5 protein-coding genes are annotated in these 7272 nt (G+C 46.5%); all 5 read left to right on the plus strand.

From position 1 onward, the window contains the following. Window positions 1-21: 21 nt before the first annotated feature. The 5 genes from LZT22_RS09095 (at window position 22) to LZT22_RS09115 (ending at window position 7175) form a co-directional block, all read left to right on the plus strand. Window positions 22-1674 carry an FAD-binding protein gene (locus tag LZT22_RS09095; RefSeq protein WP_233924822.1) on the plus strand — a complete coding sequence of 551 codons (1653 nt, stop codon included), beginning with the start codon at window positions 22-24 and terminating at the stop codon, window positions 1672-1674. Window positions 1675-1688: 14 nt separating this feature from the next. Further along, entirely contained in the window at window positions 1689-2456 is a 768-nt protein-coding gene (locus LZT22_RS09100; protein ID WP_233924824.1) for a crotonase/enoyl-CoA hydratase family protein, read from the plus strand. A gap of 39 nt (window positions 2457-2495) precedes the next feature. Next, window positions 2496-4109, plus strand: coding sequence for a CoA-transferase (locus LZT22_RS09105; RefSeq protein ID WP_233924826.1), 1614 nt, complete (start codon window positions 2496-2498; stop codon window positions 4107-4109). Window positions 4110-4139: 30 nt separating this feature from the next. Further along, window positions 4140-5729 carry a class I adenylate-forming enzyme family protein gene (locus LZT22_RS09110; protein ID WP_233924828.1) on the plus strand — a complete coding sequence of 530 codons (1590 nt, stop codon included), beginning with the start codon at window positions 4140-4142 and terminating at the stop codon, window positions 5727-5729. Between the two features lie 690 nt (window positions 5730-6419). Further along, window positions 6420-7175 carry an MFS transporter gene (locus LZT22_RS09115; RefSeq protein ID WP_233924829.1) on the plus strand — a complete coding sequence of 252 codons (756 nt, stop codon included), beginning with the start codon at window positions 6420-6422 and terminating at the stop codon, window positions 7173-7175. The last annotated feature ends 97 nt before the right edge of the window (window positions 7176-7272 follow it).

Raw genomic sequence — 7272 nt, forward strand, 5'->3', positions numbered from 1 at the left:
AATCAAAAAATAGAGATATTTATGGGTGATCGTGTCATAAGGTGTGACGTATTAATCATCGGGGGCGGTGGAGCCGCTGCCCGTGCGGCGGTCGAAGCAAGTGACAGTGGCGCTACCGTGCACATGGCACTGAAGGGCCGACTTGGAAAATCAGGATCAACTGTATTTCCAGTTTCCTTGCATGGCACCTTTGGTGCAGTTGATGATAGCGATCCTGATGACAGTATTGAACGTCATTACCAAGATACTATGGTTAATGCTCAAGGTATGTGTGACCCACGCCTAGCGAGGATTGTGGCCCAAGAAGCACCATTAGCTTTGCGAAAGTTAGCGGCAGAGGGGGTTCCATTCCTGAGTGACTCGCATGGCCAACGTCAGCGTTGGCAGGGCTGCTTTGCTTCTCACCCACGCTCGCATCGTATTGAGGGTCATGGAGGGCCAATCATGCACGCCCTAATTCAACAGATTGCAGCACGCCCAATTACTGTTAATGAGAAGATTTTTATTGAAGATTTACTTGTGCAAGATGGAATGTGTATTGGTGCAATAGGAGTTGACACTTCCGGCCATAGAACCTTTTATTTAGCAGGCGCAACTGTGTTGGGGACTGGTGGTGCAGGGCAACTTTTTAAAGCCAATATTAATCCCAAGGGAATAACGGGAGATGGTTATGCAATGGCATGGCGTGCTGGAGCGCGCATGGTGAATATGGAGTTTATGCAGACCGGCATTGGTATCTTAACTCCATTGACTCTGATGAGCGCGTGGACTTGGGCTTACAAGCCCACGCTACGAAATAGTGATGGCGAGGAGTTTTTGCAATCAACATTGCCACTCGGGTTGACAGTTGAGGATGTATACCAAGCTAAGACAGGCCATTTTCCTTTTAGTTCGAGGGATATTTCTAAATACCTTGAAGTAGGAATTTTGCAACAACAGCGAGAAGGTCGCACTGTGCACTATGACATGCGAAACTCACCTCGGTTAGCGGAATACAAAACGATGCCTATGTTCCCATGGTTACTCAAACGTGGTTTAGATTTAGAGAACGCTACTGCTCAGATTTCGGTCTACGCACAGGCCATCAATGGTGGTGTATTGATAGATGAATTTGGATCATCCTCATTGCCGGGGCTTTATGCAGCAGGAGAGGTTGCTGGAGGCGCCCATGGTGCTGATCGACTGGGAGGTGCCATGCTGTCAAATTCCCAGATTTTCGGAGCGCGCTGTGGCCGTTATGCTGCCGAACGAGCACTAAGCAATTCCAAGCCTAATTGGCGCGGCACCTGGCCAGCTGAGATAGTGGAACCCCCAGATGAAGCTCGATCGCAAGACTGCGAGGTTGATCGGGCGAATCTTACCAGTCTAATGTTTGACGCATTATTAATAGAGCGTAATGGAGCGACGATGGCTAGTGCAGAGATCGTACTAAATGAGCTAAAGTCACGCTGGAAAGATGCTCCCCGCAGTTGGGCTGAACACGAGTTGCGGAATCAAATTCAAACTGGCTTACTAATGTTAAGGGCTGCACAGATGCGCCGCGAGAGTAGGGGAAGTCACTTTCGTAGCGACTTCCCTAATCGTGATGACAGCACTTGGGGCCGTGTTATTGCTCAACAACAAGTCAATAACGACTCCCAACTAAAGCTCATCGACTTGCATGTTGTATCCTAGGAGGTGGAAATAACATGAGTGAATCTATTCTTGTGCAATGCAATGATGGCGTGATGACCATCACTATCAATCGTCCCGAACGACGAAACGCAGTTACCCGCTCTTGCGCCGAACGCGTAGCCGCCGCACTTGACCAGTTAGACACGAGTTCTGACCTACGAGTAGCCATACTCACTGGTGCCGGAGGTTTTTTTAGTGCAGGTATGGATTTAAAGGTCTTTAGGGAAACTGGTGAACGCCCAAGATTGCCCGGCAGAGGATTTTTGGGTTTAAGTGATCAACCGCCAGCCAAACCGCTGATTGCAGCTGTAGAGGGCTTCGCCATTGGAGGAGGGTTTGAAGTCGTATTAGCTTGTGACTTACTTGTGGCAGCAAGAGGCGCCTATTTTGCTCTGCCTGAGGTGCGTCGAGGCCTTGTAGCTGCGAGCGGCGGTTTGCTTCGACTGCCGCACTTGCTACCACCTAATCTTGCAAGAGAAATGGTATTTACAGGGGAGCCAATGACAGCAGAAACCGCACATATGCATGGACTTGTCAATCGCCTAGTGGAACCTGGAAAAGCGCTTGCGGAAGCACAGATTTTGGCGAGAAAGATACTACTTGCTGGTCCACTTGCTGTTTCAGTAAGTAAACAGGTGATGCAGGAATCGGCTAGCTGGCCCTCAGACATGATGTTCCAGCGTCAGGCTGTCATTGTTGATGCTATCTTTCAGTCAGCAGATGCACAAGAAGGTGCGCTCGCATTTGCCGAACGCCGAGAGCCTATTTGGAAGGCTAAGTAATTTGATTTTCTCTGCAATCTATTTTCAAAGAATTATTCCATGCAGTTGATGGACGCGCGCGCTGCAGCCTCGATGATCAAGGATGGCGACACAGTAGCACTTTCTGGTGTTGTCTCGCTAGTAGTAGCTGATGTCGTACTTCGCGCTATCGGCGAGCGGTTCCTAACTGAGGGTTCGCCACGAGACTTAACCATTATCTGTCCATGTCGAGCCGGTTGGCAGGCTGGGGGAGAGCCAACTGGCATAGAACACCTTGCACATCCAGGATTAGTAAGCCGAATTCTATCATCGAGCTTTAGCCCAGCAGACTCTCCGCACTTTATGCAATTGGTAGCCAATGGAACGATCGATGCTTACATTTTTCCCATGGGAATACTCTTTCGCTGGCTACGCGAATGCACCGCCGGCTCACCCGGATTACTAACAACAGTAGGTCTAGGTAGCTTCTTAGACCCTAGCACGGTGAATGCTGGCGCGTCTCGTGTAACACGCACAAATGAAAACGACCGGGGCATTGATCTGGTACATCGCATTAAGATCGATGGAATTGACTGCTTGTTCATCAGAAGCCTGAAAATTGACGTTGCAATAATCAAGGGTAGCTTGGCAGATACAAATGGAAACGTGAGTATGCGCGATGAACCAATTGATGGTGGAGTTTTGCATATGACAATGGCAGCTCGCGCTGCGGGTGGTCGGGTAATCGCGGTAGTATCTGAGCTTACTCTGCATGGTAGCTTGCCGGCGCGGGAAGTTAAAGTGCCATCAGCTTTTATCGACGCAGTAGTAGTAGATCCTAAAGCCCAGCCTTCGGTATTAGGTTCGGTTCCATCTTTTACTGGACAGATACGTATTCCCTCACCACCCTTAACAAAACTGACTATGGGTGCACAGAAGATTATCCTTCGTCGCGCATTATTTGAACTTCGAAATGGGGATATTGTAAATTTGGGTTTTGGTATGGGGAGTATGTTACCTGGCTTAGCAAGAGATGAGGGTGTAATCGATGGCCTTACTTTTAGTCTGGAACACGGAGCCTTTGGCGGAATTCCAGCCGAAGGCTACCCGGGCAACGCAGGCGCTTTCGGGGCGCATTTCAACCCCGACGCCATTCTTGATTCAACCGAAATTTTTGAGTTCTATCACGGTGGTGGGCTCAGCGCTACGTTGCTGGGCTTTGCGCAAATAGACGGTGCGGGGCGTATCAATGTTGGACGTTATAACGGATTGATTCGCGGACCTGGTGGATATGTTGACATCACACATAGCACTGCCAAAGTGCTCTTGGTAGGAACACTCACAAGTGGCGGTTTAAAACTGCGGATTGATTCAGGCGCAAAAGGTGCTCGGGAATTGCGGATTGTGCAAGAAGGTAAAATTCGCAAGATGTGCGCAATAGTGGAAAATGTTGATTTCGATAGTCAATTAGCTCTTCGTCGTGGGCAGTTGGTTCGGATAATTACTGAGCGAGCTGTATTTGATTCTGGGCCCAATGGATTGGTTCTAGTGGAAGTGGCTCCCGGTATAGATATCGAGCGTGATATTGTTCCGCAGGTAGATTTTGTGTTTCAGGTGTCGTCAGCATTGTGTGTAATGTCATCTGAGATATTTGAAGAAACCCTGATGGGGTTACAACTACCTTCGCGTCATTGACTTAGAGCGCTGAGTAGAGTCTTAATAAACATGACCAGAATATCAATGAAGGGCGGGGAGGCTTATCTTGGCCCTATAAAGAGGGCAGACTCCCTCGACCCCAAAACAAATACCATTTCCGATTATGAAACGCTTGGTTGTATAGCTGTTATCGAAGATAGTGCCAAAATGCAGCGGACTTGGCACTATGATGAACTGGCTGAAATGATCACCCAACTAGCCGTTGGTCTCCATAATCTTAGATTACCGCGCGGTACTCGGATTGGGATTGCTTCATTAAATAGCGTTGATTTCCTAATTGCCTATTTTGCGCTACTGCGCTCTGGCCTTGTAGTGGTGCCTCTTAACTTCCAGTTGGCGCCGTCAGCCTTGCAGCACATGATCGACGACGCATGCATAGATTTTATCTTAGTGGATGAAGAGGCTGAGGCACGTATGCCGACAGGAGTGAGGATGGTTCGTTTCGGTTCTGAGCGTTGGCTGGAATGGTTAGCCAGCAAGCTGGTCAAGCTGTCACCCCCATCGCTATTAGATGAAGCAATGGTGATGTATACGTCTGGCTCTACCGGCCAACCTAAAGGCGTGCCAATAAACCATATGGGACTGAAGTGGATAATTGATAAGCGAATAACTGCGCAGGGTTATGCACCTAAAGAGACGTTACTGGTAGCTGCTCCTATGTATCATAGTAATGGATTAGGCAACTGCATCTTTGCACTTGCGCTTGGTGCACAGCTGGTACTACAACCTAGATTTGATGCCAATTCCTTTGTTAGGGCAATACTACAAAATCAAGTCAGCTATATTACGGGTGTTCCCGCTATGCTGGCTATGGCACTTACACAGCTAGAATGTCAGCTTCCACACGCTTTAAGTTGTGTACGAACTGTACGCCTTGCCTCTGCGCCATTCGGTGCCGCGCTTAGGCAGCGGTTGGCAGATATTTTCAAGGGCGCTAGCATTATTAATGCATATGGCACAACTGAGTCTGGCTTAGTGCCCTTCGGACCAGGCCCTAGTAACCAACACATTCCACCCCTTTCACTTGGATGGCTTTCTGCAGATGTGCAGGTACGCCTTGTTGATAAAAATGGACATAATACGGATGAAGGAGTGTTATGGATTAAAACTCCTGCAACTATGAAGGGGTACTTGAACCTACCGGAACTTAGCAAGCTTGTACTTGACTCCAGTGGGTTGTATTGCACGGGAGATCGAATGCGCCGCGGAGTTGACGGAGAATACTACTTTTTATTGCGGGACGATGACATGTTCGTATGTGGTGGAGAGAACATTTATCCTAATGAGGTTGAGCAACTACTAGAGCAACATCCTGCAGTTGAACAGGCCTGTGTTGTACCTGTAGATGATGAAATCAAAGGGCAAAAGCCATTTGCTTTCGTAATCCTGCATGCTGGTGTTAGTGCAACTCCTGAAGATCTCCGCAAATTTGCGCTCGAACATGCCCCAGTCTATCGGCACCCACGGCACGTGATCCTGTTAAAGAAATTCCCTACAACTGGTTCTGAGAAAGTGAACCGAATCGCACTACGACAACTTGCAGAAGTTGAGCTTGCACGGATTAAGTTATCACTTAACTCTAATCATAATAAGACTTAGAGCCGCAACTATAAAATTTCTAGCAAAAGAAGTGTACTTTTAATACTCGACAAATAGTGAAAATTATTGGTAGAGCGGTTGACAATATCTTATAAAGAGATCAAAGTCATTCACATCCACGCCAACCAAATAAAAAAGCCCCCCATATCAACTCTAGAGGCTTGGTGGGTCGGGCGGGATTGGCTTCCACATAACTTTGCTACACAAAGTTAGTGTCCACCGCTTTTCGCTTTGCTCAAAGTCGAACCAAGGTTCTCATCCAACACAACATATCAAATAAAAATAGCCCCAGAAAGGGCCATTTTTATTTGGTGGGTCGGGCGGGATTCGAACCCACGACCAACGGATTAAAAGAATATTGTTCCACCTAAAAGCCTAATTAATTCAATAGCTTACAAGCGTCAAAATAGGGTGTGCAATGAAGTGTGTAATGACTTTTTAGGTCAAATTGGTGATGGGTTCGGGATTCGAATTTTTTTAAAAAGGTCAGAAAAACTACCGATAAAACTTGGATTTGGTGCGTCCCTTTGCATCAAATTCCAGTCCAATTAAGGCCTTAATTTTCATCTAATTTTAGCCCAACATCTGTTTAATATGGTCTGCTAGTGAAAAATTACCTCATCACTTAGGTGGATCTGATTTCAATGCAACTGGCGGGTTAGGATTTGATGTAAATTAACAAATGTCGGCTTGACGGGGGATACTACATTCCCAATCACAATTAAAGCAACTATGGCAGACTTCTGGCTTTCAAATAAACAAGCCTTAGAAATACCTCTTATAGGTAGGCAGGCGTTTAAAGTATTTTTTTGCTTTGCATTTGCATATTTCATCTCATATTCATTTAGATCGGTGAATGCAGTCCTTTCTCCCGAACTAATAAATGATTTAGATATTAGCAGCGGCGAGCTAGGCCTCCTATCATCATCTTATTTAATTGGTTTCGGACTAGCGCAGATTCCCGTTGGGGTACTTTTAGATAAGTATGGTCCCCGAATTACGGAAATAAGCTTAATGATTTTTGCTGTTGTAGGTGCCTTGCTTTTTTATTCTGCCGATAACTTTGCGCTCCTCTTTGCAGGAAGAATGTTAATTGGCGTTGGAGTTTCTTCTTGCTTAATGTCAGCACTTTCAGGCTTTAGGTCATGGTATCCAATTGATAAGCAACCTCAATTAACATCAGCCATGCTTATCTTTGGTACATCGGGAGCTCTTTTTGCCTCTGCACCTGTTCGCATTATTTTGCCTTATATTGGATGGAGAGGAGTCTTTTTATCTCTTGCAATGATTTGCGCCGCATCCATAGTTATCTTGTATTTCTTTCTACCGGTTAAAACTCCAAAAGAGAAGCCTACAATTTGGATATCAAATTCAAATAAGGTCAAATTACTTTCATGGGAAAGCTATCGCCCCATCGGTAATCCCCCCATTTTTAACATAAGCTAAAAGTAGAGGCTGGTACTGCAAGTGCTAGTTTTTGCTTAGGTGTAATTCCCCCTAAGCCCATATTCGGTCTTTCATGATTGTATGTCCACATCCAGTC

Origin of the sequence: Polynucleobacter sp. IMCC 29146 (assembly GCF_021395195.1) — a bacterium.
GTDB lineage: Bacteria > Pseudomonadota > Gammaproteobacteria > Burkholderiales > Burkholderiaceae > Polynucleobacter.